The organism is Acuticoccus kandeliae (assembly GCF_003073115.1).
Window position 1 is genome coordinate 217,589 of sequence record NZ_QBBV01000004.1, and the last position, 25,357, is coordinate 242,945.

Consider the following 25,357-nt stretch of genomic DNA (forward strand, 5'->3'; position numbering starts at 1 on the left):
TGATCGTGACACGCGTACGCGCGGTGCCGATCAAATCGCGCAGGCGCAACATTATGCCGCGATGATCCCCATCGACCAACGTCTCACGCTCCGCTGACGCACGACCTCCTCAAAGGACTTATAAGAGCGCGCGCCGACGGCAACCCTTTCCATGCCCCGGCGCGCCTCGCCTCACCCCCGCCTTGCAAGCACCGCGCCGAGAACCACCGCGTAGATCACGTGCCCGATCAGCGCGACATAAGTGATCCCGGTGAAGCCCAGGAAGGGCGGATTTCCGGCGACGAGGTGCGCCATCACGTAGAGCGCGAACACCCACAGGACGACGCCATAGACGACGGCGACAACGAACCAGTGAATTGGCGGAATCAGCGTACGCGCGACCGGCAGCGCGATGAAGGCGTAGCCGATCGGATAGAAGAGGATGCCCGTCACCCAGTGGACGACGGTGCCGGCGAGGGAGGCATTGTCGAACGGGCCGAGGAGCGCTTCGAGCGACTGTGTCGCGAGCGGCACGGGAGCGAGGCGCGCATAACCGAGCGTCGGCGTCAGCCACTGGCCGAAGAGGTCGAACACGATCGTCGCGAGGAGCCCGCCGGCCAGCATCGCGACGGCGCCGGACAGGTTCACGACGGGAAAGCGTGCGGGGGTCATAGACAATGCCATCTCATCCTCCATCAAGCGGCATCTCGTCACGTGGGGCCGCCGCGCGAGCGGGACGATGGGCCGGCATTTCAGAAACCAACACGTCTCGGTAACATTATCGTTCAGGCAAGGTGATGTTTTCGCGATCCGCCGCGAACGAGGGGAGATGCTGGATGACCGACAAAGTCGATCGTACGCTGACGGGACAGTCCGCCGTGGTCACGGGCGGGAGCTCGGGCATCGGCCAGGCCTGCGCCATCGCGCTCGCCGAGCACGGCGCCAACGTGGCGGTGAACTTCTACGGCAGCCCCGAGGGCGCCGAGGAGACGGTCGCCGAGTGCGTGCGCCACGGTGTGAAGGCGATCGCGGTCGCGGGCGACACCTCGAAGGAGGAGGATGTCGCCACGATCTTCGCCGCCGCGGTCGACGCCTTCGGCTCGGTCGACATCGCCGTCGCCAATGCCGGCATCCAGAAAGATGCCGCCTTCACCGACCTCACCAAGGCGGACTGGGACCGGGTGATCGCCGTCAACCTCACCGGCCAGTTCCTGGTGATGCAGGCGGCCGTGCGACAGTTCCGCAAGCAGGGGATGCGCGTCTCCCGCGCGCTCGGCAAGATCGTCTCGATGAGCAGCGTGCACGACGTGATCCCCTGGGCGGGCCACGTGAATTACGCCGCCTCGAAGGGCGGCGTCTCGATGCTGGTGAAGACGGCCGCGCAGGAGCTCGCCTCCGAGCGGATCCGCGTCAACGCCGTCTCCCCCGGCGCCATCGCCACCGCGATCAACAAGGACGTATGGTCCGACCCCGTGAAGGCGGCCGAGCTCAACAAGCTGATCCCCTATGAGCGGATCGGCCAGCCGCGCGACGTCGCCGCCGCCGTCGCCTGGCTCGCCTCGGACGCGTCCGACTACGTCAACGGCCACACCCTGGTTGTCGACGGCGGCATGGAGCTCTATCCGGAATTCCGCGACAACGGCTGACCGACCCGCCCTATCGCTTCATCTCGATCTCGACGAAGACGATCTCGCTCTGCGTCTCGTTGATGACGTCGTGCTCGACGCCGGCCGGCCGCGAATAGCTCTGGCCGAGCGTCAGCGTCGACTGCTTCGAGGCCCCGGCCGCGTCCACCATGGTGAGGACGCCCCCGACCGTCGGCACGACGACATAGTCGTACTCGTGCCGATGGAAGCCCGTCGCGGCGCCCGGCGCGAAGCGCCACTCCGTCACGCGCACATGCGCCTCGTCGACCTGCACGGTGGATGTCGCGCTCGAACGGATCATCGTCGTCTCCTCAACACTCGATCGTCCGCCCATAGTGCGCCGGACGCCGTCCCGCGCAAGACGATGCCGAGTCGCGCCACGCCCCGAAAGCAAGGCATCGCCTATTCGCAAGGTGACGGAAGGTGAACCGGCGCCGGCGGACGTTCCATCCCGGCGCAAGCTTGGCCGCGCAAGATCGTCCTGCGCCATAGGACGCACGCTCGACAGATTTACGGGCAGCGAAGCCGCGCGACGACGATGAACGTCGCCGCCCGAACCGACGCGTCCCGATGGCCGACATTGCAACCGCTCTCATGACGGGAGGTCGAATTGGCTCGTGCTCGTGCCGTCGACGCGTCGAAGCTGCTCGTGGTCAACGCCCTCCTGTGCGGCACCGCCTGGAAGGGGCCGCTCGACTGGGCGGTCATGACCGCGCCCCCCACCGGCGAGGGGTACGCGCCGAACCCCGTGCTGAAGCCCTCCCCCGTCCTCACCGATGCCGTGACGGCCGCGATCGACATGATCGCCACCTTCACGCGGATCGACATCACCCGCGTCGGCGCGCGGGCGGCGGACGACGCGACGCTGCGGTTCGTCCAGGCCGACACCCTCTCCCTCTGGGATGGCCGGGCGGTTGAGACGGTGCGGCTCGGCGCGTACGCCTTCAATCCGGCGGCCGACGAATCCGGTGGCGACGCCTGGTTCGGCAGCGACATCGCCGCCACGGCCACCACCGGGACCTACGCCTTCCGCGCCGTCCTCCACGAGATCGCCCATGCGCTCGGCCTGAAGCACCCGGACGAGGCCGGCCCCTTCGGCCGCCTCCCGAGCGACATCGACGGGTCCGAATTCTCCGTCATGAGCAACCGCGCCTACCCGGACGCGGACCCCGCCGCCGGGCTCGGCATCGACCCAAGCGGCTATGCCGAGACCTACATGGTCTACGACATCGCCGCCCTCCAGCACCTCTACGGCGCGAACTACAGCGACCGGGGCGACGACCGCTACGTCTTCAACCCGGCGACGCGGGTGATGCAGCGCACGATCTGGGACGGGGGCGGCCACGACACCTACGATTTCAGCCGCTACATCACCCCGGTCACCATCGACTTGCGCCCCGGCCGCTGGTCGACGACCGGCCAGGAGGCGCAGCTGAACCGCACCGAGGCGCTCGGCACCGGCGCGACGGCGATCCTCGCGAACGGCGCGGTCCACAACGCCCTTCTCCACGAGGAAAGCTGGCGCTCCGGCATCGAGGACGCGCGCGGCGGCTCGGCCGGCGACACAATCACCGGAAACCGCCTCGCCAACACCCTCGACGGGCGCGACGGGAACGACGCGATCCACGCGGCCGAGGGCCCCGACACACTCGCAGGCGGGCCGGGCGCGGACACCCTCTCCGGCGGCGGGGGAAGCGACTCGATGGACGGCGGCGAGGACGCGGACACGCTCGACGGCGGCAGCGGGGACGACACGCTCGCGGGCGGGCCCGGCGGCGACAGCCTCTCGGGCGACGGTGGGAGCGACTCGATCGACGGCGGCGAAGACGCGGACACTCTCGACGGTGGCGGCGGAGAAGACACGCTCGCGGGCGGGCCGGGCGCAGACAGGCTCTCCGGCGGCGACTCGCCCGATTCACTCGTCGGCGGCGACGGCGACGACGCGATGCAGGGCGGGCGTGACGACGACACCCTCGCGGGCGGGCCGGGCAACGACACGCTGATGGGCAATTCCGGGGACGATCGCCTCCGCGGCGGGAACGGCGAGGACCGGATCGACGGCGGGCCCGGCAGCGACACCCTCCTCGGCGAGCGCGGGGCCGACTTCCTCCTCGGCGGCAGCGACGACGACGTGATCATCGGCGGCTTCGGCGACGACACGATGCGCGGCGGCCCCGGCGACGACGTGTTCCGCTTCGTCGGGCGGACGGGCGCCGACACGATCGGCGACTTCACCCCCGGCGAGGACGTGCTCGACGTCGCCGACCCCGTCGCCGCCTACGCGAGCGTCATCGCGGACGGCGGGGATATCGTGTTCGTCGCCGGCGACGGGGCGAGCGTGCGCCTCGTCGGCGTCGCGCTCGCGGACCTGATGGCCGGCGATTTCGTCTGAGCGGGCGGCGCGTCAGATCGGGGAGACGAAGGTGATCCCTTGCGAGACGCCGTCGTCGGCCTCGGGGTTGAGGTCGGTCGCGTCGGGCACATAGACCGACAGCGGATCGTCGAGGCCACGCACCTCGTGCGCGCCGCCTTCGCACATCAGCCGGCCGTTCTCGCGGCCCACCTTCGCGACCGCCTCGGAGACGAGATAGTTCTGGCCGAGGCGGCTACAGAGCGAGGCGAGCCGCGCGGCGACGTTCACGTCCCGCCCGATCACGGTGAAGTCCAGCCGGTCGCCCGAGCCCACATTGCCGTAGGCCGCGTTGCCGAGATGGACCGCGATGCCGAAGCGGATGTCGATCTCGCGCTCATCGACGATGAAGGGCTCGATCACGGTGTCGAGCGCCTCGCGCGCCGCGTCGAGCGCGGACAGCACCGCCGCCGAATCGCCCCGGTCGGCGACCGGGAAGATCGCGAGCACCGCGTCGCCGATGAACTTCAGCACCTCGCCGCCATGCTTCTCCACCGCCGGCACGACGATGTCGTAGTAGCGGTTGATGACGTCGGCGGTGGCCTTCGCCGGAAGCTGGGTCGACAGGTGCGTGAAGCCGCGAAGGTCCGACACGAAGATCGCCGCGCGCACCTTCGTGACCTGCCCGCGATGGACCGTCCCTTGGATGATCTCCCGCGAGGACGCGCGGCCGACATAGGCGGCGAGCACCTCCTGGAAGGTCGAGCGCAGGAGCTTGATCTCGGTGACGACGGAGAGGGCGGGCAGGATGTCGCGAATGAGGCGGCGCTGCTCGTCCGAGAAGCCGTGGGCCGACTTCGTCGCCATCGTCAGCGAGAAATTGTCGCCGTTCGAGGCCTTCATCGGCACGGCCGTGTAGTGGGCGATGCCCTCGGCCTTCAGGTCCGGCACGATGCCGTACGCGTCGTCCGGCGTGGTGCGCAGGTCGATATCGACCCAGTTCCCCGTCTCGTACGCCACCTTGAAGGGGCTGCGCTCATAGAGGCCGAGATCGCGGCGGGCATAGTCGTAGCGCGAGAATTCGGGCGGCTTGCCGGGCCGCCAGATTACCGCCCCGCCGAGAAGGGAGGGGTTCAGAAGGCTGAAGGAGACCGTGAACCGGTCGAGCGGCAGACCGAACGCGGAGAGGCGATGGCCGAGCGCCTCCACGATGGACCCGAGGTCCATCTTCACCGCCTCCGTCATCAGCCACAGCGACAGGCGCTGCTCGGCCGACGCCGGCTTCGGCCGCTGCGGGCGCGCGACCGCCTGGGACTCACCGCGATCCGCCATGAGTGAACTCACCATAATTTCCGCCTTTGGGACCATCGGGTCCGTCGTGCGCCAAGAGCAGAACTCGCGGAGCGAGGACGATCTGCTCGCTTTCACCGAACCCGTCGGGCCAACGCCCGACGATGCACCGGTGACGGGGTCGCCGCATCAACGCACAACCGTAACTCGTGTGCAAATCGGCAATTCGCCAGCCGGTGGACGATCAATCCGACGTCATCAGCGCGTCGGATTCGGGTCGCCCTTTGATTCGAGGAAGGCTACGCGAGGTGGGCCGGCAACCGGCGGACCCCGCGATCAGCGCTGGGGGATGCCCCCATGGGATGTCGTAGACAAAAAGATGCGGCACATTGCCGTGCCGCATCATTCTCATACTGCCTTGTGGCGATTTCGCGGCGGACGGATCGCCCGCCGCGTTCGTCCTCAGCTGTCGAGGAAGGAGCGCAGCTTGCGGCTCCGCGAGGGGTGCTTCAGCTTGCGCAGCGCCTTCGCCTCGATCTGGCGGATACGCTCGCGGGTGACCGAGAATTGCTGGCCGACCTCTTCGAGCGTGTGGTCCGTGTTCATGCCGATGCCGAACCGCATGCGCAGGACACGCTCCTCACGCGGGGTGAGCGAGGCGAGCACGCGCGTCGTGGTCTCGCGCAGGTTCGACTGGATCGCGGCGTCGATCGGCAGGACCGCGTTCTTGTCCTCGATGAAGTCGCCGAGATGCGAATCCTCCTCGTCGCCGATCGGCGTCTCGAGGCTGATCGGCTCCTTGGCGATCTTGAGGACCTTGCGGACCTTCTCGAGCGGCATCGCGAGCTTCTCGGCCAGCTCCTCCGGGGTCGGCTCGCGGCCGATCTCGTGAAGCATCTGGCGGCTCGTGCGCACGATCTTGTTGATCGTCTCGATCATGTGGACCGGGATGCGGATGGTGCGCGCCTGGTCCGCGATCGAACGGGTGATCGCCTGGCGAATCCACCACGTCGCGTAGGTCGAGAACTTGTAGCCGCGGCGATACTCGAACTTATCGACTGCCTTCATGAGGCCGATATTGCCCTCCTGGATCAGGTCCAGGAACTGAAGGCCGCGGTTCGTGTACTTCTTCGCGATCGAGATCACGAGGCGCAGGTTCGCCTCGACCATCTCCTTCTTCGCGCGCCGCGCCTCACGCTCGCCCTTCTGGACCTTCTGGACCAGCTGGCGGAACTCGGTGATCTCGAGACCCGTCTGCGTCGCGAGATCCTGGATCTCCAGGCGCAGGCCGTTGATCGTGTCGCTCTCGTGCTTGCAGAATTCCGACCAGCCGCGGCCGGACAGGCCGCCGACGCGCCCGGTCCAGTTCGGATCGAGCTCGTAGCCCTGATAGTGGTTCAGGAAGTCGCCGCGATCGACGCCATAGGAATCGGCAAGACGCATCAGCCGGCCTTCACAGCCGATCAGACGCTTGTTGATGTCGTAGAGCTGCTCGACGAGGCTCTCGATGCGCTGCGGGTTGAGGAGGAGGCTCTTCACCGAGGTCACGATGTCCTCGCGCAGCTTGGCGTAGCGCTTCTGCTGCTGCGGGGTCAGCGGGCCTTCGTCGGTGAGGTGCTGCTCGACCACCTGCTCCTGGAGCTTGCGGAGCTTCTTGTAGTTCTCGGCGATCGCCTCGAACGTCTCGAGCACCTTCGGCTTCAGTTCCGCTTCCATCGCGGCGAGCGACATCGAGCTCTCGAAATCGTCCTCGTCGGACTCTTCCTCGCTCTCGCCGTTGGGGTTCGGCGCGCCGGGGTTCGCACGCCCGCTCGCGAGCGGGATGACGTTGCTCGGCCCGCGGCCTTCCTCGCCCTCTTCGCCCTCGCCGTCCTCTTCCGACTGGCCCTTGCCTTCGGGGTCGGCGTAGGTCGCCTCGAGATCGATGATCTCGCGCAGGAGGACCTTGCCCTCGAGCAGCTCGTCCCGCCAGATGATGATGGCCTGGAAGGTGAGCGGGCTCTCGCAGAGCCCGGCGATCATGAAGTTGCGGCCGGCCTCGATGCGCTTCGCGATCGCGATCTCGCCCTCGCGGGAGAGAAGCTCGACCGAGCCCATCTCGCGCAGGTACATGCGGACCGGATCGTCCGTCCGCTCCGCAGGCTCGCGCGTCGAGGTCTTGGCGACAGCCTTCGTCCCGGTCGACTCGGTGAGTTCGCGGGCCTCGCTGTCGTCCTGCTCGGCTTCTTCCTGTTCTTCATGCTCCACGACGTTGATGCCCATGTCGTTGAGCATCGCCATCGTGTCTTCGATCTGCTCGGAGGTCACCTCTTCGGAGGGCAGGACCTCGTTCAGCTCATCGTGCGTCACGTAGCCGCGACGCTTCGCCGTCTTGATGAGCTTTTTGACAGCCGCGTCGTTGAGATCAAGGAGGGGACCGTCGGAGCTCTCTGCTGACGTGTCCTTGTCTTCCGCCGCGTTTGCCTTCGTCGCCATCGAGCCTCCAACACATGCTTCAGAGCGCAGTGAGCGCGTTAATGCATTCGACGGACGCCGCCTTCAGCGATGCCCACAGGCCAACTGCAAATGCAGGGCCCTACGCGCCTAGCCAACGGGTAGGTCTATTGTCGATCCGAAACTAGATAACGCGCGCGGCGAAAGGCGCAAGGATCCCCGAACCATTAAAGCGACTCAGTCGCCTTTTGGTTTCGTTGGCATTGCCTTTTTTCGCCGCAGGGTCGCCGCCTCGTCGGCTAACGCGCGTTCCGCGTCCTGCAGCGCATTGCTGTGTTCCTGTACCGCCACGGACAGAGATAGGAGACGGGCCTCGCCATCACCACCCCCCGCGGCAAATCGTTTTGGCTCCTGTGCCAATTCTGCCATCTCCGCCCGCAAATTGAGGCGGTTCAGGAAAAGGTCCATGCAGCGGCCGAGAAAATCGTCGTCCGGGTCGCAGGCGAGGATCGAGAAACGCTGTGCGAGTCGCGGCCCGACCGCGTGCGTCCCCTCCCCCCACACCTCGCTGAGGCACATGCGCGCGCTCGCCGGCAGCGCCTCGGTCAGCGTCTCCGGATTTTCCGGCAGGCACTGGGCGTAGGTCTCGGCGAGGAGCGCGGCAAAGCCCGCGTGGGCCTCGCTGATGAAGGTCGCCGCCGTCAGCCGCTCCCCGTAGCGCTCGATGAAATGGGGCCGCAGCACCAGGAGTCCGAGCGCCAGGCGCTCGAGGTCGAGGAGCGAGCGGTCCATGGCGGCCGGCGCCGAGATCGCCGCCGCGGCGGGCTTCGGCGGCGTCGGGATCGAGGGGCGGCTGCGGCGAAGCGCGAAGACGCGGTCGCGGAAGGCGTTGCGGTAGAGCTTGCCGAGCCGCTCGTCGGCGATCGAGGCGGCGAGCGCTTCGAGCCGCTGCTCCAGCGCCGCGATCCGCTCGGGCGTGTCCGCCCCCTTGTCGGCCTCGCGCTGGAAGAGCGCGTCGACGAGGGGGCTCGCCTGGGCGGCCAGCGCCTCGAAGGCCGCGCGCCCGCCGTCCCGCACGAGATCGTCGGGGTCCTGCCCTTCCGGCATCGCGAGGAACTGGAAGGAGCGCCCGCCCGACAGGAGCGGCACGATCCGGTCCATCGCCCGGTGCGCGGCGGCGCGGCCCGCGCGATCGCCGTCGAAGCACAGGATCGGCTCGTCGGCGAACTGCCAGGCAAGCTGGATCTGCGCCTCGGTGAGCGCGGTGCCGAGGCTCGCGACCGTCTCCTCCACCCCCGCCTGCGACAGCGCCACGGCGTCGAGATAGCCCTCCACGATCACGAGGCGGCCATTGCGGTGGGCGGCCCCCCGCGCGCGGTGGGCGTTGAAAAGAAGGGAGGATTTGTCGAAGAGCGGCGTCTCGGGCGAGTTCAGATATTTCGGCTCGCGCCCGTCGAGCGTGCGTCCGCCGAAGCCGACGATCCGCCCGCGCGGGTCATGGATCGGCACCATGAGGCGGCCGCGAAAACGGTCGCGCAGGCCCCGCTGGTCGGTGCGCACGGCAAGGCCTGTGCGCTCGAGCTCACGCTCCGCGACGCCCTCTCCGGTGAGGTGGCGCGTCAGGAATCCCTGCATGTTCGGAGCGAGGCCGAAGCCGAAATGGCGCAGCGTCTCCTCGGTGAAGCCGCGATCGATCGCGTAGCGCCGCGCCGCCGCGCCGCCGGTTCCCCACAGGGTCGATTCGTAGAGGGCGGTCGCCGCCTCCAGCGCGCCGCGCTCGACGCGCCGGCGGCGCGCCGCCTCGGTCTCGCGCTCGCTCTCGCCCGATTCGGGAAGGGAGACGCCCGCCCGGTCGGCGAGCTGCTTCACGGCGTCGACGAAATCGAGGCCGTCATGCTCGGTCAGGAAGCCGAGATGGTCGCCGGACGCGTGGCAACCGAAACAGTGAAAGAAGCCCTTGCGATCGTCGACGTGGAAGGACGGGGTCTTCTCTTCGTGGAAGGGGCAGCAGCCCCAGAAATCCCCACGGCCCGGCTGCGATTTGCGCCGGTCCCACGTGACGACGCGCCCGACGATTTCCGACAGCGGAACCCGTTCACGCAGCGAGGCCAGGAAGTCTTTTGAGAAGCGCACCGATCAGGGTCTCCGATGTGCCGGAGACAGTGGCGCCGATCGCAGTTAATTAGATGTGAATAAAGTGTGAATAAAATGAATTTCCACAAGGGAAATTGGTTAACGCAGCATTCCCTTCACCACGCAGCTCGCGCGGCCGAGATCCAGCTGGCCCGGATATCGCTTTTTGAGCGCGGCTACGGTGCGTCCCACGTCGCGGAGGCCTGCGGCGCCGATCTCTTTCACGACCTGCGCGCAGGCGGTACGCATCGACGTCTCGTCCATGAGCGCCGGCATAAACTCGCGGATGGTGTCGACCTCACGCTGGGTCTGGGCGACGCTTTCTGCGTTGCCGGCCTCGCGGTCGGCGCCGATCTGCTCTTCACGCTGCTTGATCATCTTCTGAAGCAGCAGCGCGATTTCGTTCTGCGAGATCTTCTCGCCGTTGCCGATACAATGCGCCTGGTCACGGTCACGAATGGCCGTCTGAACAAGGCGAAGCGTACAGAGACGACGACGGTCGTCCCGGTCGGCAGCTTCACGAATCGCGTCTTGCAGTTGCTCTCGTACAGTCATGATCATACCTGGCTGACAGCTCACGCGTAACTCGGCGCTTAACACTATCGCACACCGTCCGCCAACCGCCCGGTTGGCCTTTCCAGTGCCAAACAGCACCGAATGCGCCCATTGAGTGGCCTCAATGCACTAGCACACGGTTTGGTTCGGGTGGTTAACGACACAGATGGCACATAGGCGGCGAACTTAAATCCCTCTTTGAATGCGGTCCAGGGCTGCCACTGCTGCATGGCTGGGCACAAGCAAGCTTGACCGGGGTGTTCAACCCTCTAGTGGCTGATTAAATTTCTCCAGCTTACATCTGATCCAAGGACACCATCATGACCGTCGCCCCCTGGGCCGAGCCAAAACCGACTGCTTGTCTGGTGCTTGCGGACGGGTTGGTGCTGATGGGTGACGGCGCCGGCGCCACGGGGACCGCCGTCGGCGAGCTCTGCTTCAACACAGCCATGACGGGTTATCAGGAAATCCTGACCGATCCGTCCTACGCCGGCCAGATCGTCACCTTCACCTTCCCGCATATCGGTAATGTGGGGGCAAACCCCGACGATGTGGAGACCGTGGCCGCCGAGGCTGAGCGCGCCGCGCTCGGCTGCGTCCTGCGCGCCCCCATCACCACGCCCCAGAACTGGCGCGCCACCGAGGATTTCGGCGCCTGGCTCGCCGAGCGCGGCATCGTCGGCATCACCGGCGTCGACACCCGCGCCATCACCGCGCGCATCCGCGATGGCGGCATGATGAATTGCGCGATCGCCCACAACCCCGACGGCGTGTTCGACGTCCCGGCCCTCCTGGCGCTCGCCAAGGGCGCGCCCGACATGGCGGGCGCCGAGATCGCGACCACCGTGTCCGGCCGCAAGACGGTCAACTGGACCGCCGGCACCTGGCAGTGGGGCGAGGGCTTCGAGGACCCGAAGGGCGGCAACGGGCCGCGAATCGTCGCCCTCGACTACGGCATCAAGGGCAACATCCTGCGCCTCCTCGCCTCGCGCGGCGCGCAGGTGACGGTGCTTCCGGCCGACGCCAGCGTCGAGGAAGTGCTCTCGGTGAACCCGGACGGGCTCTTCCTGTCCAACGGCCCCGGCGACCCCGGCGCGACGAGCCTCGTCGTCGGCGACACGCTGCGCGCCCTCCTCGCCCGCGGGCTGCCGACCTTCGGCATCTGCCTCGGCCATCAACTCCTCGGCCTCGCGATCGGCGCGCGCACGAAGAAGATGCGCCAGGGCCATCACGGCGCGAATCATCCGGTGCTCGACCTCGACACCGGCACCGTCTCGATCGTCTCGATGAACCACGGCTTCACCGTGGACGGGGCGACGCTGCCGGCGAACGCGCGCGAGACCCACCGCTCGCTGTTCGACGGGACGAATTGCGGTCTCGCGCTGACCGACCGGCCGGCCTTCTCGGTGCAGTACCACCCAGAGGCCTCGCCCGGCCCGCACGACAGCCACAACCTGTTCGACCGCTTCCTCGCGATGGTGATGGAAGCCAAGGCCGCCGTCGCACCCTGATGGCCGGGCATGTGGTCGAGGACGCGGACCTTTCCCGCCACGGCGAGGCGATCCGCGTCCTGAACAACGCGGCGGTCCCGGCGGTGAACGAACTCGACATGGACGAGGTCGTGGAGCTCGCCGAGATCGGCCGGATGCGCGTCATCCTCGGCGATTCGCAGGACGCCCCCGTCGCGGGCGTCCTCGTGACGGTGCCGCCGGGGACGATCTACAAGAGCCAGAATTATCGCTGGTTCAGCGAGCAGTTCGACGATTTCGTCTACATCGACCGCGTCATCGTCTCGCCGCTGGCGCGTGGGACCGGGGTCGGCCGCGCCCTTTATGACGACGCGATCGCCTTCGCCACCGGCGAGGGCCGCCCGCGAATCGTCAGCGAGGTGAATGTCGATCCGCCGAACCCCGAATCGATGGCCTTCCACGCCCGCCTCGGCTTCACGCCGATCCTGGAGCGGCTGAACGAATCGGCCGGCAAAGTCGTCTCGATGATGGTGCGCGACCTCAAACGCGGCGCCTGACGCCCCTCTCGCGCACGAAAAAGGTGGCCGAAGCCGCCTCTCTCCACCACCCGAAAGGCCGGCGCGCCGGCCTTTTTTCGTGTCGCCCGCCTCAGAGGCGCGCGGTGTTGAAGGTGTCGCAATCGTCCGGGTTGCCGGACTGATAGCCGACGCGGAACCAGCGGGCGCGCTGCTCGGCCGTGCCGTGGTTGAAGCTCTCGGGCACGACATAGCCCTGGGTGCGGCGCTGGAGCGTGTCGTCGCCGACGGCGGAGGCGGCGCGAATCGCCTCCTCAATGTCGCCATCCTCGACGATGCCACTGCGGTCGGCGCGATTCGCCCAGATGCCGGCATAGCAGTCGGCCTGAAGCTCGACGCGGATGCTCATCTGGTTGCCCTGCTCCTCGCTCATCGACTGGCGGTCGCGGTGATAGCGGGCGAGCACGCCGGTGAGGTTCTGGATGTGATGCCCGATCTCGTGGGCGAGCACGTACGCCTCGGCGAAGTCGCCCGGCGCGCCGAATCGCTCGGACAGCGTGTTGAAGAAGGCGGTGTCGATATAAACCTTGCGGTCGTTCGGGCAGTAGAACGGGCCGACGGCCGCGCTCGAGAAGCCACAGGCGGTGTTGGAATAGCCCGAATAGAGGACGAGGGTCGGCTCCGGATAATCCGCCCCCTCGGCCTTGAAGATGTTGCCCCAGGTGTCCTCCGTCTCGGCGAGGACGACGCTGAGGAAGGCCTTGTTCTCATCGTTGAGGCCGGCGCCCGCCGACCCGCCGGCGGAGCTGCCCTGCGGCTGGCCGCCGTCGGTCGTGATGGTGCCGTCACCACGGGTGACCATGTCGAGAAGCTGGAGCGGGTTGATGCCCGCGAACACCCACAGGCCCAGCGCAACGAGGACGATCAGGATCAGCGAGGGGCCGCCGATGCGGCCGCCCGACCGGCCGCTGCCACGGCCGGTCGGAAAGGGAAAACGCGCTTGTCTGGGAAAGGGCGACCCGCCGCCACCGCGACGGTCTTCGACGTTCTGGCTCTGGCGACGACCTTCCCAGCGCATATTCACATCTCCGGTATGCGTATGCGCATCGCATACGCTTCCGCAGATTAGCGCATAATCACCTTTTTTGGTTCCACTATTGCGTGCGCTCTAGCGAATGGGCCGCTGAAACAGCCAGGCGCGCAGGCGCGCCGCTGTGCTCTTGTCGACCTCAGCCCCGTCGAAAACGGGGGTGCGGATGAGGGCTTGCCCGAGAACGAGATGGTTCAACATCGTCTTCACTCCTCCATTGGGGGTTGGCATCAACAAGGCGGTCTTGAAAACGGCTGGCGCGAAGTTCAATTCCCCGCTACGTGTTCCGCAATCAGTGCGCCTCACCCCCTCTATATGCGCAACTCGTGCGCCTTTAAAAGGGGGGAGGCGCAAATTTTGCGCTAGAATGTTTCGGATGTATCTCTCAATGACCCCACAGCAGTTCCGAGCTTGGCGGAAGGCCAATGGATGGAAACAGCGGGAGCTGGCCGACAGGCTGGGACTGAAGCGACGAATGATCCAGTATTATGAGCGTGGCGACCGCGACGGAAAGACGGTAGAGATCCCCCGAACCGTGCGCCTCGCCTGCTACGCGATCGCCTGCGGTGTCGAAGAATTTGACGGGCGAACCGTGCAGTGGTCGACCCCCGCTGAACCCGGCTCGACCACGGTCGACGACGACGACGACGACTGAACGGCTTTGCGGCGAGGACCAGAGGCTATATAGCGGGCCGGGTTCCCACCCAGCACGAGCCATCTCCCACACGGGTCCCCTGACGGTCCTAAATGCCGAAACGTACCGATATCTCCACAATCCTGATCATTGGCGCCGGCCCGATTATCATCGGCCAGGCGTGCGAGTTCGACTATTCGGGCACGCAAGCCGTGAAAGCGCTCAAGGAGGAAGGGTACCGCGTCGTCCTGGTCAATTCGAACCCAGCGACGATCATGACGGACCCGGAACTCGCCGACGCGACGTACATCGAGCCGATCACGCCGGCGATCGTGGAGAAGATCATCCTCAAGGAGAAGCCGGACGCGCTTCTCCCCACGATGGGTGGTCAGACGGCGCTCAACTGCGCCCTCGCCCTCTTTGAGAGCGGCTTCCTGACCGAGCACGGCGTCGAGATGATCGGCGCCAACGCCGAGGCGATCGCCACGGCCGAGGATCGCGATCGCTTCAAGGAGGCGATGAACGAGATCGGCCTCGAATCGCCGCGCTCCGAGATCGCCCATTCGCTGCCCGAGGCGCTTGCCGCGCTCGACGTGATCGGCCTGCCCGCCATCATCCGCCCCTCCTTCACGCTCGCCGGCACCGGCGGCGGCATCGCCTACAACCGCGAGGAGTTCCTCAACATCGTCGAAGGCGGCCTCGACGCCTCGCCGACGACCGAGGTGCTCATCGAGGAATCGGTGCTCGGCTGGAAGGAGTTCGAGATGGAGGTGGTCCGCGACCGCGCGGACAACGCCATCATCATCTGCTCCATCGAGAACGTGGACCCGATGGGCGTCCACACCGGCGATTCGATCACCGTCGCCCCGGCGCTGACGCTGACCGACAAGGAATATCAGCGCATGCGGTCGGCCTCGATCGCGGTGCTGCGCAAGATCGGCGTCGAGACCGGCGGCTCCAACGTCCAGTTCGCGGTGAACCCGGACGACGGGCGCATGGTCGTCATCGAGATGAACCCGCGCGTGTCGCGCTCCTCCGCGCTCGCCTCAAAGGCGACGGGCTTCCCGATCGCCCGCGTCGCGGCCAAGCTCGCCGTCGGCTACACGCTCGACGAGTTAGAGAACGACATCACGAAGGGCGCGATGCCCGCCTCCTTCGAGCCGACCATCGACTATGTCGTGGTCAAGATGCCGCGCTTCACGTTCGAGAAATTCCCCGGCGCGGACACGACGCTCACCACCTCGATGCGCTCCGTCGGCGAGGTGATGGCGATCGGCCGCACCTTCCCCGAAGCGATGCAGAAGGCGCTGCGCGGCCTCGAGACCGGCCTCACCGGCTTCGACGATGTCGAGATCGAAGGTCTCGGCATGGGCGAGGACAACCAGGCGATCCGCGCCGCGATAACCGTCCCCCGGCCCGACCGTCTCCTGAAGGTCGCCGAGGCGATGCGGCGCGGCTTCACGATCGACGGGATCTACGACCAGACCAAGATCGACAAGTGGTTCCTGACCGAGATCGCCGGGATCATCGAGCTTGAAGAGCGCGTGCGCACCCATGGCCTGCCGAAAGACAAGGCCAACATGCGCATGCTGAAGGCCGCCGGCTTCTCCGACCAGCGCCTCGCCACGCTCGCCAATCTGGACGGTGCGCACGAGGTCCGCGCGATCCGTGCCAAGCTCGGCGTCCACCCGGTCTTCAAGCGCATCGACACGTGCGCGGCCGAGTTCGCCGCGCCGACCGCCTACATGTACTCGACCTACGAGACCGACGTGAACGGCGCGCCGCAGAACGAGGCGGCGCCCTCGAACCGGAACAAGGTCGTGATCCTCGGCGGTGGCCCGAACCGCATCGGCCAGGGCATCGAGTTCGACTATTGCTGCTGCCATGCCGCCTACGCGCTGAAAGAGGCCGGCATCGAGACCATCATGGTCAACTGCAACCCCGAGACGGTGTCGACCGACTTCGACACCTCCGACCGCCTCTATTTCGAGCCGCTCAGCCTCGAGGACGTCCTCGAGATCCTGCGCGTCGAGAAGTCGACCGGGCGGCTGATGGGCTGCATCGTCCAGTTCGGCGGCCAGACCCCGCTCGGCCTTGCCGAGGATCTCGTGAACGCCGGCTACATGATCCTCGGCACGCCGGTCGACGCGATCGACCTCGCCGAGGACCGCGACCGCTTCCAGAAGCTCCTCGTGAAGCTGCACCTCAAGCAGCCCGAGAACGGGATCGCCTACTCGGTCGAGCAGGCGCGCCTCATCACCGGCGAGGTCGGGATGCCCGTCGTGGTGCGGCCGTCATACGTGCTCGGCGGGCGCGCGATGGAGGTCCTGCGCACCGAAGAGGGGCTCGACAACTACCTCTTCGGCGCGCTGCAGAACCTCATCCCGCCGCACATCCGGGTGAAATATCCGAACGACAAGACCGGGCAGATCAACATGCTGCTCGGCAAGAATCCGCTCCTCTTCGACAGCTATCTGGAGAACGCGGTCGAGATCGACGTCGACGCACTGTCGGACGGCTCGGACGTGTTCGTCTGCGGCGTGATGGAGCACATCGAGGAGGCCGGCATCCACTCGGGCGACTCCGCCTGCTCGCTGCCGCCCCGCTCCCTCTCGCCCGAGATCGTGGAGCAGCTTCGCGCGCAGACCGCGGCGCTTGCGCTGGCGCTCGGCGTCGTCGGGCTGATGAACGTCCAGTTCGCGGTCAAGGACGACACGATCTACATCCTGGAAGTGAACCCCCGCGCCTCGCGCACGGTGCCGTTCGTCGCCAAGACGATCGGCGTGCCGATCGCGAAGATCGCCGCCCGCCTCATGGCCGGCGAGCGGCTGAAGACGTTCAACCTCAAGACCGTGACGCTCGACCATGTCGCGGTGAAGGAAGCCGTCTTCCCGTTCGCGCGCTTCCCCAATGTCGACACCGTGCTCGGCCCGGAGATGAAGTCGACGGGAGAAGTGATGGGCATCGACCGCACCTTCCCCCTCGCCTTCGCGAAGTCGCAGATCGCGGCCGGCAACGGGCTGCCGTCGTCGGGCACCGTGTTCCTCTCGGTGCGCGACAACGACAAGCCGGCGATCCGCTCCGCGGCGCGCACCCTCGTCGACCAGGGCTTCAGCCTGCTCGCCACCTCCGGCACGCAGCGCGACCTCGAGGCGAACGGCATTGCGTGCAAGCGCATCAACAAGGTCTCGGAAGGCCGGCCGCACATCGTCGACGCGATCAAGAACGGCGCCGTCCAGCTCGTCCTCAACACGGCGGAAGGGCCTCAATCCCTCACCGACTCCCGTGACATGAGGCGCGCTGCGCTCTCACATAAAGTGCCGTATTATACGACGCTCGCTGGAGCATTGGCGGCCGTCGAAGGAATTGCGCTGCAAGACTCGCAGGAGCTTGAGGTGCGGCCAATGCAGTCTTACGTGACGTCTTTGCCGACCAGCTGAGCGAATGCTTGCATTTCCATCATTGCTTGGTGGAGAGTAGCGCGATTCGCTCATTTGAGCGGCGTATAAGAAAGTTCGGACCATGGAAAAGATCCCGATGACGGCGCAGGGGTATGCGTCGTTGGAAAGTGAGCTCAAGCGCCGGACAGCGGAGGAGCGCCCGAAAATCATCGCGGCGATCTCCGAGGCGCGCGCCCACGGCGATCTGTCGGAGAACGCCGAGTATCACGCCGCCAAGGAAGCGCAGAGCCACAACGAAGGCCGCATCGCGGAGCTGGAAGACATGCTGTCCCGCGCCGAGGTGATCGATGTCAGAAAGCTGTCGGGCGACACCGTGAAGTTCGGCGCGCACGTGACGTTGGTCGACGAAGACACGGAACAGGAACGCAAATATCAAATCGTGGGCGACGTGGAAGCGGACGTGAAGGCCGGCCGCATCTCGATCTCCTCGCCGATCGCGCGCGCCCTCATCGGCAAATCCGTCGGCGATTCCGTCGAGGTGTCGGCCCCCGGCGGCGCCCGCGCCTACGAGATCACCGAGGTCCGGTTCAACTGACCCCCTCCGCCGCGTGCGACACCGGCGGCAGCGGGCCGCCGGCGCAGAACGCCGCGGCCCCATCCGCCGCTCCGCCCGCGATCGGAACGAACCCTCGGCCGTCTGCGGCCGCTCGCCCTAGAGGGCTTTCGCGCAACGCAGAAGTGTGATTGGAACCGCATCGCGCATGCGACGCCGTTCCCGCTCGATCGACGGCCCGCCTGCACAGACCGTAACGCGCTTTTGCCAACCGGCTCGCGCACCGTTCGCCGGACCTCAGGCCAGGTCGGCGGGGCGATGTGCCAGAAAATCGGATCCCGCGCGGTTTCTGCCCGCCCGATTGGTGCCAATCGGGCGCAAAGCGCGCTAGGACAGCCCGACGCCGCCGGCGCTCTTGCGCCAATGCATTTCTCGAAGGACCGCCCTCATGGCACGCCAATTCATCTACCACATGCAGGGTCTGTCGAAGACCTATGGATCGAAGAAGGTCCTCGACAACATCCACCTTCAATTCTACCCGGACGCCAAGATCGGCGTGCTCGGGCCGAACGGCTCGGGTAAGTCGACGCTGCTCAAGATCATGGCCGGGCGGGACAAGGAATATAACGGCGAGGCCTGGGTCGCCGACGGCGCGAAGGTCGGCTACCTGCCGCAGGAGCCCGAGCTCGATCCGAACAAGACCGTCCGCGAGAACGTGATGGATGGCGTCGCCGAGAAGAAGGCGAAGCTCGACCGCTACAACGAGCTCGCGATGGACTATTCCGACGAGACGGCCGACGAGATGGCCCGCCTCCAGGACGAGATCGACGCGCAGAATCTGTGGGACCTCGACAGCCAGATCGACCAGGCGATGGACGCGCTGCGCTGCCCGCCGGACGATGCGGACGTCACCACCCTGTCGGGCGGCGAGAAGCGCCGCGTCGCGCTCTGCCGTCTCCTCCTCGAGCAGCCGGAACTCATCCTCCTCGACGAGCCGACCAACCATCTCGACGCCGAGACGGTCGCCTGGCTTGAGAACCACCTGCGCGAATATCCGGGCGCGATCCTGATCGTCACCCACGACCGCTACTTCCTCGACAATGTCACCGGGTGGATCCTCGAGCTCGATCGCGGGCGCGGCATCCCCTACGAGGGCAACTACTCCGTCTATCTGGAGAAGAAGGCGAAGCGCATGCAGCAGGAGGGCCGCGAGGCCGCCGCTGAGGTGCGCGCCCTCTCCCGCGAGCGCGAGTGGATCCAGTCCTCCCCCAAGGCGCGCCAGACGAAGTCGAAGGCCCGTATCCAGGCCTACGAAGAGCTGCTCCAGCGCAACGAGGACCGCGTGCGATCCGGCGAGGCGCAGATCGTGATCCCGGCCGGGCCCCGCCTCGGCGGCACGGTCATCGATGTCGAGCATCTCAAGAAGTCGTTCGGCGACCGCCTCCTGATCGACGATCTCTCCTTCGCGCTGCCGCCGGGCGGCATCGTGGGCGTGATCGGGCCGAACGGCGCGGGCAAGACCACGCTCTTCAACATGATCACCGGCAAGGAGAACCCGGACGACGGGACCGTGAAGGTCGGCGAGACCGTGGTGCTCGGCTATGTCGACCAGTCGCGCGACTCCCTCGCCGGCAACAAGACCGTGTGGGAAGAGATCTCCGGCGGCAGCGACGTCATCGATCTCGGCAAGCGCGAGGTGAACAGCCGCGCCTATGTGGGCTCGTTCAACTTCAAGGGCGCGGACCAGCAGCAGAAGGTCGGCAACCTGTCGGGCGGACAGCGCAACCGCGTCCACCTCGCCAAGATGCTGAAGTCGGGCGCGAACGTCCTCCTCCTCGACGAGCCGACGAACGACCTCGACACCGAGACGCTCGCCGCGCTGGAAGACGCGCTGGAGGATTTCGCGGGCTGCGCCGTGGTCATCAGCCACGATCGCTTCTTCCTCGACCGCCTCGCGACCCACATCCTCTCCTTCGAGGGCGACAGCCACGTGGAGTGGTTCGAGGGCAACTTCCAGGCCTATGAGGAAGACAAGAAGCGCCGCCTCGGTCCCGACGCGATCGTCCCGCGCCGGGTCAAGTACAAGCGCCTGACGCGCTGAACCCCGGCCGCCCGGTCCGGATCGCCGCGCCCTTGAGGGACGGCGGCGATCCTGCCGGGATCAGGTCGGCTGCATGAAGGAGGGGACCATGGACCCATCCTCGTCATCATCGTCATCCTCGCCGCCGCCGAAATACGGCTCGATCCGCTCCTCCGCCTTGCCGGCGGGCTCGTGGGTCTCGCCGGTCGGTGCGGGCGGGTCCATGGCGTCCGCGGCCTCGGCGTCCGCCTCGGCCTTCGCCTCCGCGCTGGCGGCCGCCGTCGCGGCCGCTGCGGCCGCTGCAGCGGCTCCCGTTGCCGCCACGGGCGCTTCCGGCGCCGGGCGTGGCGCGGCCTGCGGGGCGGGCTTCGGCTGGGCGGGCGGCGCGGGCGGCATCTTCGGGGCCGCAGGCTTCGGCGCGGCGGGCGCCGGATCGGGCCGCGGCGCCGGCGCGCTCTGCGTGCGGAAGGCGGCCGCATTCGCGTGGCTCACCTCCTCGGTCGCCGCGCGGATCTGGTCGTTCAGCGTGTGCGTGATGCGCTCCACCGCCGCCGTCGCCGCGTCGAGCCGCTCGATCAGCGGCTCGTCCTCGCCGTCGGCCGCGAGCGCCGCGTCCTCGCGCGCCCTCTCGAGGGCGGCGACATGAGTGGCGAGCTCCGCATTCTTCAATTCGGCCGCCCGCAGGCGATCGAGCACAAGCAGCCCGGCCATCACCGTGATGCGCCGGTCGCCAATCTCGCCGACCCGCTCCTTGAGGCCGCGAATCGTGTCGTCGAGCTCGGTCGCGAGCGCGACCACGCGCTCCTCGTCCCCCGGCTCGCAGGCCATCCTGTAATTGTGGCCGTCGATCGTGACGCGAACCTGGCTCAGGTTTCGCCCTCCCCTTTGCCCGCGGCCGACGCTGGATCCATCCGCCGAACCCGCTCCATCACGGAAACCAGGCGGTGCGCAACCTCCTGGTTCGCCTCTCGCAAGCGGCGGGCGCGCGCCTCCGCGGCATCGAGCTTCGCGGCGAGCTCCGCACGGTCCCTTTCGAGCCGCGCGCGGTCGTCCCGCAGCGCCTCGATGGACCGCGACGCCTCGCCATTCAGCGCCAAAGCCGCCTCGAGTCGGTTCAGGGCCGCCTCGAGCCGCGACACCGCTTGCATCGTTCTATGCCCAGCGATTTGACCTCTCCTTGCACGCAGCACTTTGCGTGTTGCTCATCACGTGCGTTATGTGACGCCCGTTAACGATAAACACCAAGCCCTTCGAGTGTCTCAGATGGTGGATGTGGACAAGCTAAAACCGATGGCGAACGCCATCCGGATGCTGTCGGTTGATGCAGTGGAGGCCGCAAAGTCCGGCCATCCCGGTTTGCCGATGGGCGCCGCAGACCTCGTGACGACATTGTTCGTCCATCATATCAACGTCGATCCCGCTTACCCCGAGTGGCCGAACCGGGATCGCTTCGTGCTGTCGGCCGGCCACGGCTCGATGCTGCTCTACTCGCTCTATCACCTCCTCGGCTACGAGGACTTCACGATCGACGAGCTGAAGAACTTCCGGCAGCTTCACTCCAAGACCCCCGGCCACCCCGAATATATGCACGCGACCGGGATCGAGGGCGCGATGCACGGGCGCGGCATCGAGATCACCACCGGCCCGCTCGGCCAGGGTCTCGCCACGTCCGTCGGCATGGCGCTCGCCGAGCGCATCATGAACGCGGAGTTCGGTGACGGGATCATCAACTACCGCACCTTCGTCCTCGCCTCCGACGGCGACCTGATGGAGGGCATCAGCCACGAGGCGATCTCGCTCGCCGGCCACCTGAAGCTCAACAAGCTGACGGTGCTGTTCGACGACAACGGCATCTCCATCGACGGCCCGACCTCGCTGTCCGAATCGGGCGACGTCGTGATGCGCTTCCAGGCCGCCGGCTGGGCCGCCGAGCGGATCGACGGGCACGACCCGATCGCGATCGACGCCGCGCTGAAGCGCGCCGCCGCGAGCGACCGGCCGACCCTCATCGCCGCGAAGACGACGATCGGCTACGGCTCGCCCAACAAGGCCGGCACGTCCGGCGTCCACGGCTCGCCGCTCGGCACCGCCGAGGCGACCGCGACGCGCGCCGAGCTCGGCTGGACCGCCGGCCCGTTCGAGGTGCCGGAGGACATTCGCGACGCATGGCGCATCGCGGGCCTGCGCTCGGCCCAGGCCCACCAGGGCTGGCGCCAGCGCTATGACGCGATGGAGGCCGAGCTTCGCGCCCAGTTCGACCGGCGCCTGCGTGGCGACCTGCCGAGCGAGTTCGCCCCGGCGATGGTGGCGCTGCGCCACGACCTCCTCGAGGAGCGTCCCTCGGTCGCGACGCGCAAGGCCTCCGAGCGGGTGCTCGGCACGATCAACGCGGTGCTGCCCGAGACGATCGGCGGTTCGGCCGACCTCACCGGCTCGAACAACACAAAGACCGACCAGCTCGCCCCGATCAGCCCGGACAATTATCACGGCCGCTACGTCTATTACGGCATCCGTGAGCACGGGATGGCGGCGGCCATGAACGGCATGGCGCTCGCCGGGGGCCTCATCCCCTATGGCGGCACCTTCCTCACCTTCTCCGACTATTGCCGCCCGGCGATGCGCCTCTCGGCGCTGATGGGCACGCGCGTCGTCTATGTGATGACGCACGATTCCATCGGTCTCGGCGAGGACGGCCCGACCCACCAGCCGGTCGAGCATCTGGCGGCGCTGCGCGCGATGCCGAACCTCCTCGTCTTCCGCCCCTGCGACGCGGTGGAGACGGCCGAGGCGTGGGAGCTGGCGCTGGAGGCGAAGCGTCCCTCCGTCCTCGCCCTCACCCGGCAGAACCTCCCCGTCCTCGCCGCCCCCGGCGCGACGGAGAACCGGATGCGGCGTGGCGCCTACACGCTCGTCCAGCCGAGCGCCGAACCGATGGCGACGATCTTCGCCACCGGCTCCGAGGTCGAGATCGCGGTTGAGGCCGCGAAGCGCCTCGCCGCGCTCGACATCCCGACGAGCGTCGTCAGCGTGCCGTGCATGGAGCTCTTCGCCGAGGCGGACGCCGACTATCAGAGCGCGATCATCGGCAACGCGCCGGTGAAGGTCGCGATCGAGGCCGCGGTGCGCCAGGGCTGGGACTGGATCATCAACCGCGACGGCATCTTCATCGGCATGAGCGGATATGGCGCGTCCGGCCCCTACAAGGAGCTCTACGAGCACTTCGGCATCACGCCGGAACACACCGTCGAGGCGGTGCGCGAGCGTCTCGGCCGCTGAGCCCCCTGCCCCCCGCAACAAGCAAAAAGCCCCGGCTGGATCACCAGCCGGGGCTTTTTCGTGTCGGCGTCCTGGTCGCGCGCCCGCCTGGGCGCGGCGCAATCAGATCCAGGGGCGCGATTCGTTGAGGCGCGTCTCGTGGGCGGCGACGCTCGGGGCCTTCTGCATCGTCATGCCGATCTCGTCGAGGCCGTTCACGAGGCAGTGCTTCAGGCCCTGGTCGATGTCGAAATGGACCGGCTCGCCGTCGGCGCCCTGGATGGTCTGGCTCGGCAGGTCGACCGTCAGCGTCGCGTTGGCGCCGCGCTCGGCGTGGCGCATCAGCTCCTCGAGCTGCTCGGCCGTCACCTTCACCGGCAGAATGCCGTTCTTGAAGCAGTTCTGGTAGAAGATGTCGGCGAACGATGTCGAGATCACGCAGCGGATGCCGCGGTCGAGAAGCGCCCAGGGCGCGTGCTCACGCGAGGAGCCGCAGCCGAAATTGTCGCCCGCGACGAGGATCGCGGCGTTCTGGTAGGCCGGCTGGTTCAGCGGAAAGTTCGGATCGGGCGTCCCGTCCGACTTGCGCGAGATCTCCGCGAAGAGACCGCGGCCGAGGCCGGTCCGCTTGATCGTCTTCAGATAATCCTTCGGAATGATCATGTCGGTGTCGACATTGATCATCCTGAGGGGCGCCGCCACCGAAGTCAGCGTCGTGAACGGTTGCATGTCCTTGGTCCTCCTTAACGCGAGCCCGGCGCCCGATCGAGCTCCGCCTCTAGCGTCTGGATCTCCTCTTCGAGGCGCTGACGCAAGAGATTGGCGCGCGACAGCGACGAAATCGCCGAATCCAGCCGGTCTTCAATGTCGGTCAAGCTCTGGGTGAAGCGCGCGACCTCTTCCGTGGTGTCGGTGTCCTCCGGCGCGCGCAGGAGCGGGCCGAGCCCGTCGAGCGCGTTGCGAAGCGTGGCGATCACCCGCGAAATATCGAGCACGGCCTCGTTGTTGAGCGCGGCAAGCTCTGCCGCGCCCCGTGCGACGCTCGCGCTCGCCCGGTCGACCCGCGTGTCCTCGCGGTGCTGGAGCGCGTTCAACAGGATGGGCGACATCGACATCAGCCCACCGAACAAGATGGCGACGATGACGCCCGCCGTCATCCCCCGGAAGAGGCCGACCAGAAGCGAGACCACGATGACGGCAAGGCCACCGAGAACCGGGACGAACCACTGAAGGTCGACCGTTTGAAAATTATCGAACAGTTCTTTGACGTCCATGGTCGCTTCGTCTCCCTAACGGTCGAGCCGCGCGGCGGCGCGTTCCGGTGTGGCACACGCGCTCGGCCCGCCGCCACATCATCGCCCCGTCATGGGGCAATTTTCCGGCCCTGTCCGTAATATTCCGGATTGGGGCGCATCTTGGTGGCGCTCGCCACGCGGTTGGTCATGTTAAAAAATGCCGCGACCGAGGCGATATCCCAGATCGCCCGGTCGGAGAAGCCCGCCTTGCGCAGCGCTGCCTCGTCCGCGGGCCCCATCTCGGCAGGCCGCACGGTGAGCGCCCAGGCATAGTCGAGCATCGCCCGGTGGCGTGGCGTGAGGTCGGCCGCGCGGTAGTTTGTGACAATGGTGTCGCCGAACGCGGCGTCCTCGGCAAGCTCGCGCAGCGCCGCGCCGTGCGCGATCAGACAGTAGTGGCACCGATTCGCCGAGGAGACGACGACGGCGATCATCTCCCGCTCAAGCTTGGAGAGATCGGACTCGCCCAGCATCAGGTCGTTGTAGAGTTCGGTGAAGCAGCGCAACTTCTTCTCGTCGAAGGCGTAGGCGAGAAGAACATTGGGCACGAGACCGAGCTTCTCACGACATTTGTCAAAATAGGCTCGGGTCTCTGGGGACAGCTCGGCGGGAGCGAGCTTGAGTGAGATCACCGGTTCTTCATGTTCCATGGGTAGACCCCTCCCGTTCTTATCGGGCA

General features: G+C 67.1%; 22 protein-coding genes. 9 read left to right on the plus strand and 13 right to left on the minus strand.

Features of this window, described 5'->3' with window-relative positions; genetic code table 11:
• Nucleotides 1-171 precede the first annotated feature (171 nt).
• Nucleotides 172-663 carry a hypothetical protein gene (locus DBV35_RS24265; RefSeq protein ID WP_211100044.1) on the minus strand — a complete coding sequence of 164 codons (492 nt, stop codon included), beginning with the start codon at nucleotides 661-663 and terminating at the stop codon, nucleotides 172-174.
• 152 nt (nucleotides 664-815) lie between these two features.
• On the opposite strand from DBV35_RS24265, the gene DBV35_RS24270 reads away from it, so the two are divergent.
• Nucleotides 816-1,625, plus strand: coding sequence for a glucose 1-dehydrogenase (locus DBV35_RS24270; protein WP_108662982.1), 810 nt, complete (start codon nucleotides 816-818; stop codon nucleotides 1,623-1,625).
• Between the two features lie 10 nt (nucleotides 1,626-1,635).
• Here the strand turns inward: DBV35_RS24270 and DBV35_RS24275 are convergent, their stop codons facing one another.
• Complete coding sequence (locus DBV35_RS24275; RefSeq protein WP_108662983.1) at nucleotides 1,636-1,926, minus strand: cupin domain-containing protein; 291 nt, start codon at nucleotides 1,924-1,926, stop codon at nucleotides 1,636-1,638.
• 309 nt (nucleotides 1,927-2,235) lie between these two features.
• Between DBV35_RS24275 and DBV35_RS24280 the strand changes: the two genes are divergently transcribed.
• Nucleotides 2,236-4,017 (plus strand): M10 family metallopeptidase C-terminal domain-containing protein, encoded by a 1,782-nt coding sequence (locus DBV35_RS24280; protein ID WP_157961952.1) that lies wholly within the window; start codon nucleotides 2,236-2,238, stop codon nucleotides 4,015-4,017.
• 12 nt (nucleotides 4,018-4,029) lie between these two features.
• Here the strand turns inward: DBV35_RS24280 and DBV35_RS24285 are convergent, their stop codons facing one another.
• From DBV35_RS24285 to DBV35_RS24300, 4 genes are all read right to left on the minus strand, one after another.
• Nucleotides 4,030-5,319 (minus strand): adenylate/guanylate cyclase domain-containing protein, encoded by a 1,290-nt coding sequence (locus tag DBV35_RS24285; RefSeq protein ID WP_205648849.1) that lies wholly within the window; start codon nucleotides 5,317-5,319, stop codon nucleotides 4,030-4,032.
• Nucleotides 5,320-5,727: 408 nt separating this feature from the next.
• Nucleotides 5,728-7,740 carry an RNA polymerase sigma factor RpoD gene (gene rpoD / locus DBV35_RS24290; RefSeq protein WP_108662986.1) on the minus strand — a complete coding sequence of 671 codons (2,013 nt, stop codon included), beginning with the start codon at nucleotides 7,738-7,740 and terminating at the stop codon, nucleotides 5,728-5,730.
• A 195-nt stretch (nucleotides 7,741-7,935) separates the two neighbouring features.
• The gene (gene dnaG, locus DBV35_RS24295) at nucleotides 7,936-9,831 is read right to left on the minus strand and encodes a DNA primase (RefSeq protein ID WP_108662987.1); all 1,896 of its coding nucleotides are present in this window, start codon (nucleotides 9,829-9,831) and stop codon (nucleotides 7,936-7,938) included.
• 99 nt (nucleotides 9,832-9,930) lie between these two features.
• The gene (locus DBV35_RS24300; protein WP_108662988.1) at nucleotides 9,931-10,392 is read right to left on the minus strand and encodes a GatB/YqeY domain-containing protein; all 462 of its coding nucleotides are present in this window, start codon (nucleotides 10,390-10,392) and stop codon (nucleotides 9,931-9,933) included.
• A gap of 314 nt (nucleotides 10,393-10,706) precedes the next feature.
• On the opposite strand from DBV35_RS24300, the gene carA reads away from it, so the two are divergent.
• Together carA and DBV35_RS24310 are read left to right on the plus strand one after the other, a co-directional pair.
• Nucleotides 10,707-11,897 carry a glutamine-hydrolyzing carbamoyl-phosphate synthase small subunit gene (carA, locus tag DBV35_RS24305; RefSeq protein WP_108662989.1) on the plus strand — a complete coding sequence of 397 codons (1,191 nt, stop codon included), beginning with the start codon at nucleotides 10,707-10,709 and terminating at the stop codon, nucleotides 11,895-11,897.
• On the plus strand, nucleotides 11,897-12,412 hold the full coding sequence (locus DBV35_RS24310; RefSeq protein WP_108662990.1) for a GNAT family N-acetyltransferase: 516 nt from the start codon (nucleotides 11,897-11,899) through the stop codon (nucleotides 12,410-12,412). The genes carA and DBV35_RS24310 overlap by 1 nt, the downstream gene beginning before the upstream one ends.
• A 91-nt stretch (nucleotides 12,413-12,503) precedes the next feature.
• On the opposite strand, the gene ypfJ is transcribed toward DBV35_RS24310, so the two are convergent.
• Both ypfJ and DBV35_RS31330 read right to left on the minus strand, forming a co-directional pair.
• On the minus strand, nucleotides 12,504-13,448 hold the full coding sequence (gene ypfJ / locus DBV35_RS24315; RefSeq protein ID WP_108662991.1) for a KPN_02809 family neutral zinc metallopeptidase: 945 nt from the start codon (nucleotides 13,446-13,448) through the stop codon (nucleotides 12,504-12,506).
• Nucleotides 13,449-13,538: 90 nt separating this feature from the next.
• On the minus strand, nucleotides 13,539-13,661 hold the full coding sequence (locus tag DBV35_RS31330) for a hypothetical protein (RefSeq protein ID WP_281262244.1): 123 nt from the start codon (nucleotides 13,659-13,661) through the stop codon (nucleotides 13,539-13,541).
• Between the two features lie 187 nt (nucleotides 13,662-13,848).
• Here DBV35_RS31330 and DBV35_RS24320 point away from each other — a divergent pair, with 187 nt between their 5' ends.
• The 4 genes from DBV35_RS24320 to ettA all read left to right on the plus strand — a co-directional run bounded on the left by DBV35_RS24320 (nucleotide 13,849) and on the right by ettA (nucleotide 20,149).
• Entirely contained in the window at nucleotides 13,849-14,115 is a 267-nt protein-coding gene (locus DBV35_RS24320) for a helix-turn-helix domain-containing protein (RefSeq protein ID WP_108663449.1), read from the plus strand.
• A 92-nt stretch (nucleotides 14,116-14,207) separates the two neighbouring features.
• Nucleotides 14,208-17,534, plus strand: coding sequence for a carbamoyl-phosphate synthase large subunit (gene carB / locus DBV35_RS24325; protein ID WP_108662992.1), 3,327 nt, complete (start codon nucleotides 14,208-14,210; stop codon nucleotides 17,532-17,534).
• Between the two features lie 82 nt (nucleotides 17,535-17,616).
• Complete coding sequence (greA, locus tag DBV35_RS24330; protein ID WP_108662993.1) at nucleotides 17,617-18,090, plus strand: transcription elongation factor GreA; 474 nt, start codon at nucleotides 17,617-17,619, stop codon at nucleotides 18,088-18,090.
• A 406-nt stretch (nucleotides 18,091-18,496) separates the two neighbouring features.
• Nucleotides 18,497-20,149 carry an energy-dependent translational throttle protein EttA gene (gene ettA / locus DBV35_RS24335; protein ID WP_108662994.1) on the plus strand — a complete coding sequence of 551 codons (1,653 nt, stop codon included), beginning with the start codon at nucleotides 18,497-18,499 and terminating at the stop codon, nucleotides 20,147-20,149.
• Between the two features lie 60 nt (nucleotides 20,150-20,209).
• Here ettA and DBV35_RS30735 read toward each other — a convergent pair whose 3' ends face one another.
• Both DBV35_RS30735 and DBV35_RS24345 read right to left on the minus strand, forming a co-directional pair.
• Nucleotides 20,210-20,998, minus strand: coding sequence for a cell division protein ZapA (locus DBV35_RS30735; RefSeq protein ID WP_108662995.1), 789 nt, complete (start codon nucleotides 20,996-20,998; stop codon nucleotides 20,210-20,212).
• Nucleotides 20,995-21,267, minus strand: a complete 273-nt coding sequence (locus DBV35_RS24345; protein WP_425428496.1) for a DUF4164 family protein — start codon at nucleotides 21,265-21,267, stop codon at nucleotides 20,995-20,997. The genes DBV35_RS30735 and DBV35_RS24345 overlap by 4 nt, the downstream gene beginning before the upstream one ends.
• A 124-nt stretch (nucleotides 21,268-21,391) precedes the next feature.
• Between DBV35_RS24345 and tkt the strand changes: the two genes are divergently transcribed.
• A complete protein-coding gene (tkt, locus tag DBV35_RS24350) occupies nucleotides 21,392-23,404 on the plus strand; it encodes a transketolase (protein WP_108662997.1) in 2,013 nt (670 codons plus the stop codon).
• Between the two features lie 102 nt (nucleotides 23,405-23,506).
• Here the strand turns inward: tkt and leuD are convergent, their stop codons facing one another.
• The 3 genes from leuD to DBV35_RS24365 all read right to left on the minus strand — a co-directional run bounded on the left by leuD (nucleotide 23,507) and on the right by DBV35_RS24365 (nucleotide 25,328).
• Nucleotides 23,507-24,112 (minus strand): 3-isopropylmalate dehydratase small subunit, encoded by a 606-nt coding sequence (gene leuD / locus DBV35_RS24355; protein ID WP_108662998.1) that lies wholly within the window; start codon nucleotides 24,110-24,112, stop codon nucleotides 23,507-23,509.
• Between the two features lie 14 nt (nucleotides 24,113-24,126).
• On the minus strand, nucleotides 24,127-24,657 hold the full coding sequence (locus tag DBV35_RS24360) for a hypothetical protein (protein ID WP_108662999.1): 531 nt from the start codon (nucleotides 24,655-24,657) through the stop codon (nucleotides 24,127-24,129).
• A gap of 89 nt (nucleotides 24,658-24,746) precedes the next feature.
• Nucleotides 24,747-25,328 (minus strand): peroxidase-related enzyme, encoded by a 582-nt coding sequence (locus DBV35_RS24365; protein ID WP_108663000.1) that lies wholly within the window; start codon nucleotides 25,326-25,328, stop codon nucleotides 24,747-24,749.
• Between the last annotated feature and the right edge of the window lie 29 nt (nucleotides 25,329-25,357).

Coding starts and splice junctions, on each gene's coding strand:
- DBV35_RS24265 (WP_211100044.1), bottom strand. CDS start 663: ATGGCATTGTCTATGACCCCCGCACGCTTTCCCGTCGTGAACCTGTCC.
- DBV35_RS24270 (WP_108662982.1), top strand. CDS start 816: ATGACCGACAAAGTCGATCGTACGCTGACGGGACAGTCCGCCGTGGTC.
- DBV35_RS24275 (WP_108662983.1), bottom strand. CDS start 1,926: ATGATCCGTTCGAGCGCGACATCCACCGTGCAGGTCGACGAGGCGCAT.
- rpoD (WP_108662986.1), bottom strand. CDS start 7,740: ATGGCGACGAAGGCAAACGCGGCGGAAGACAAGGACACGTCAGCAGAG.
- DBV35_RS24300 (WP_108662988.1), bottom strand. CDS start 10,392: ATGATCATGACTGTACGAGAGCAACTGCAAGACGCGATTCGTGAAGCT.
- carA (WP_108662989.1), top strand. CDS start 10,707: ATGACCGTCGCCCCCTGGGCCGAGCCAAAACCGACTGCTTGTCTGGTG.
- DBV35_RS24310 (WP_108662990.1), top strand. CDS start 11,897: ATGGCCGGGCATGTGGTCGAGGACGCGGACCTTTCCCGCCACGGCGAG.
- ypfJ (WP_108662991.1), bottom strand. CDS start 13,448: ATGCGCTGGGAAGGTCGTCGCCAGAGCCAGAACGTCGAAGACCGTCGC.
- DBV35_RS31330 (WP_281262244.1), bottom strand. CDS start 13,661: ATGTTGAACCATCTCGTTCTCGGGCAAGCCCTCATCCGCACCCCCGTT.
- DBV35_RS24320 (WP_108663449.1), top strand. CDS start 13,849: ATGACCCCACAGCAGTTCCGAGCTTGGCGGAAGGCCAATGGATGGAAA.
- carB (WP_108662992.1), top strand. CDS start 14,208: ATGCCGAAACGTACCGATATCTCCACAATCCTGATCATTGGCGCCGGC.
- greA (WP_108662993.1), top strand. CDS start 17,617: ATGGAAAAGATCCCGATGACGGCGCAGGGGTATGCGTCGTTGGAAAGT.
- ettA (WP_108662994.1), top strand. CDS start 18,497: ATGGCACGCCAATTCATCTACCACATGCAGGGTCTGTCGAAGACCTAT.
- tkt (WP_108662997.1), top strand. CDS start 21,392: ATGGTGGATGTGGACAAGCTAAAACCGATGGCGAACGCCATCCGGATG.
- leuD (WP_108662998.1), bottom strand. CDS start 24,112: ATGCAACCGTTCACGACGCTGACTTCGGTGGCGGCGCCCCTCAGGATG.
- DBV35_RS24360 (WP_108662999.1), bottom strand. CDS start 24,657: ATGGACGTCAAAGAACTGTTCGATAATTTTCAAACGGTCGACCTTCAG.
- DBV35_RS24365 (WP_108663000.1), bottom strand. CDS start 25,328: ATGGAACATGAAGAACCGGTGATCTCACTCAAGCTCGCTCCCGCCGAG.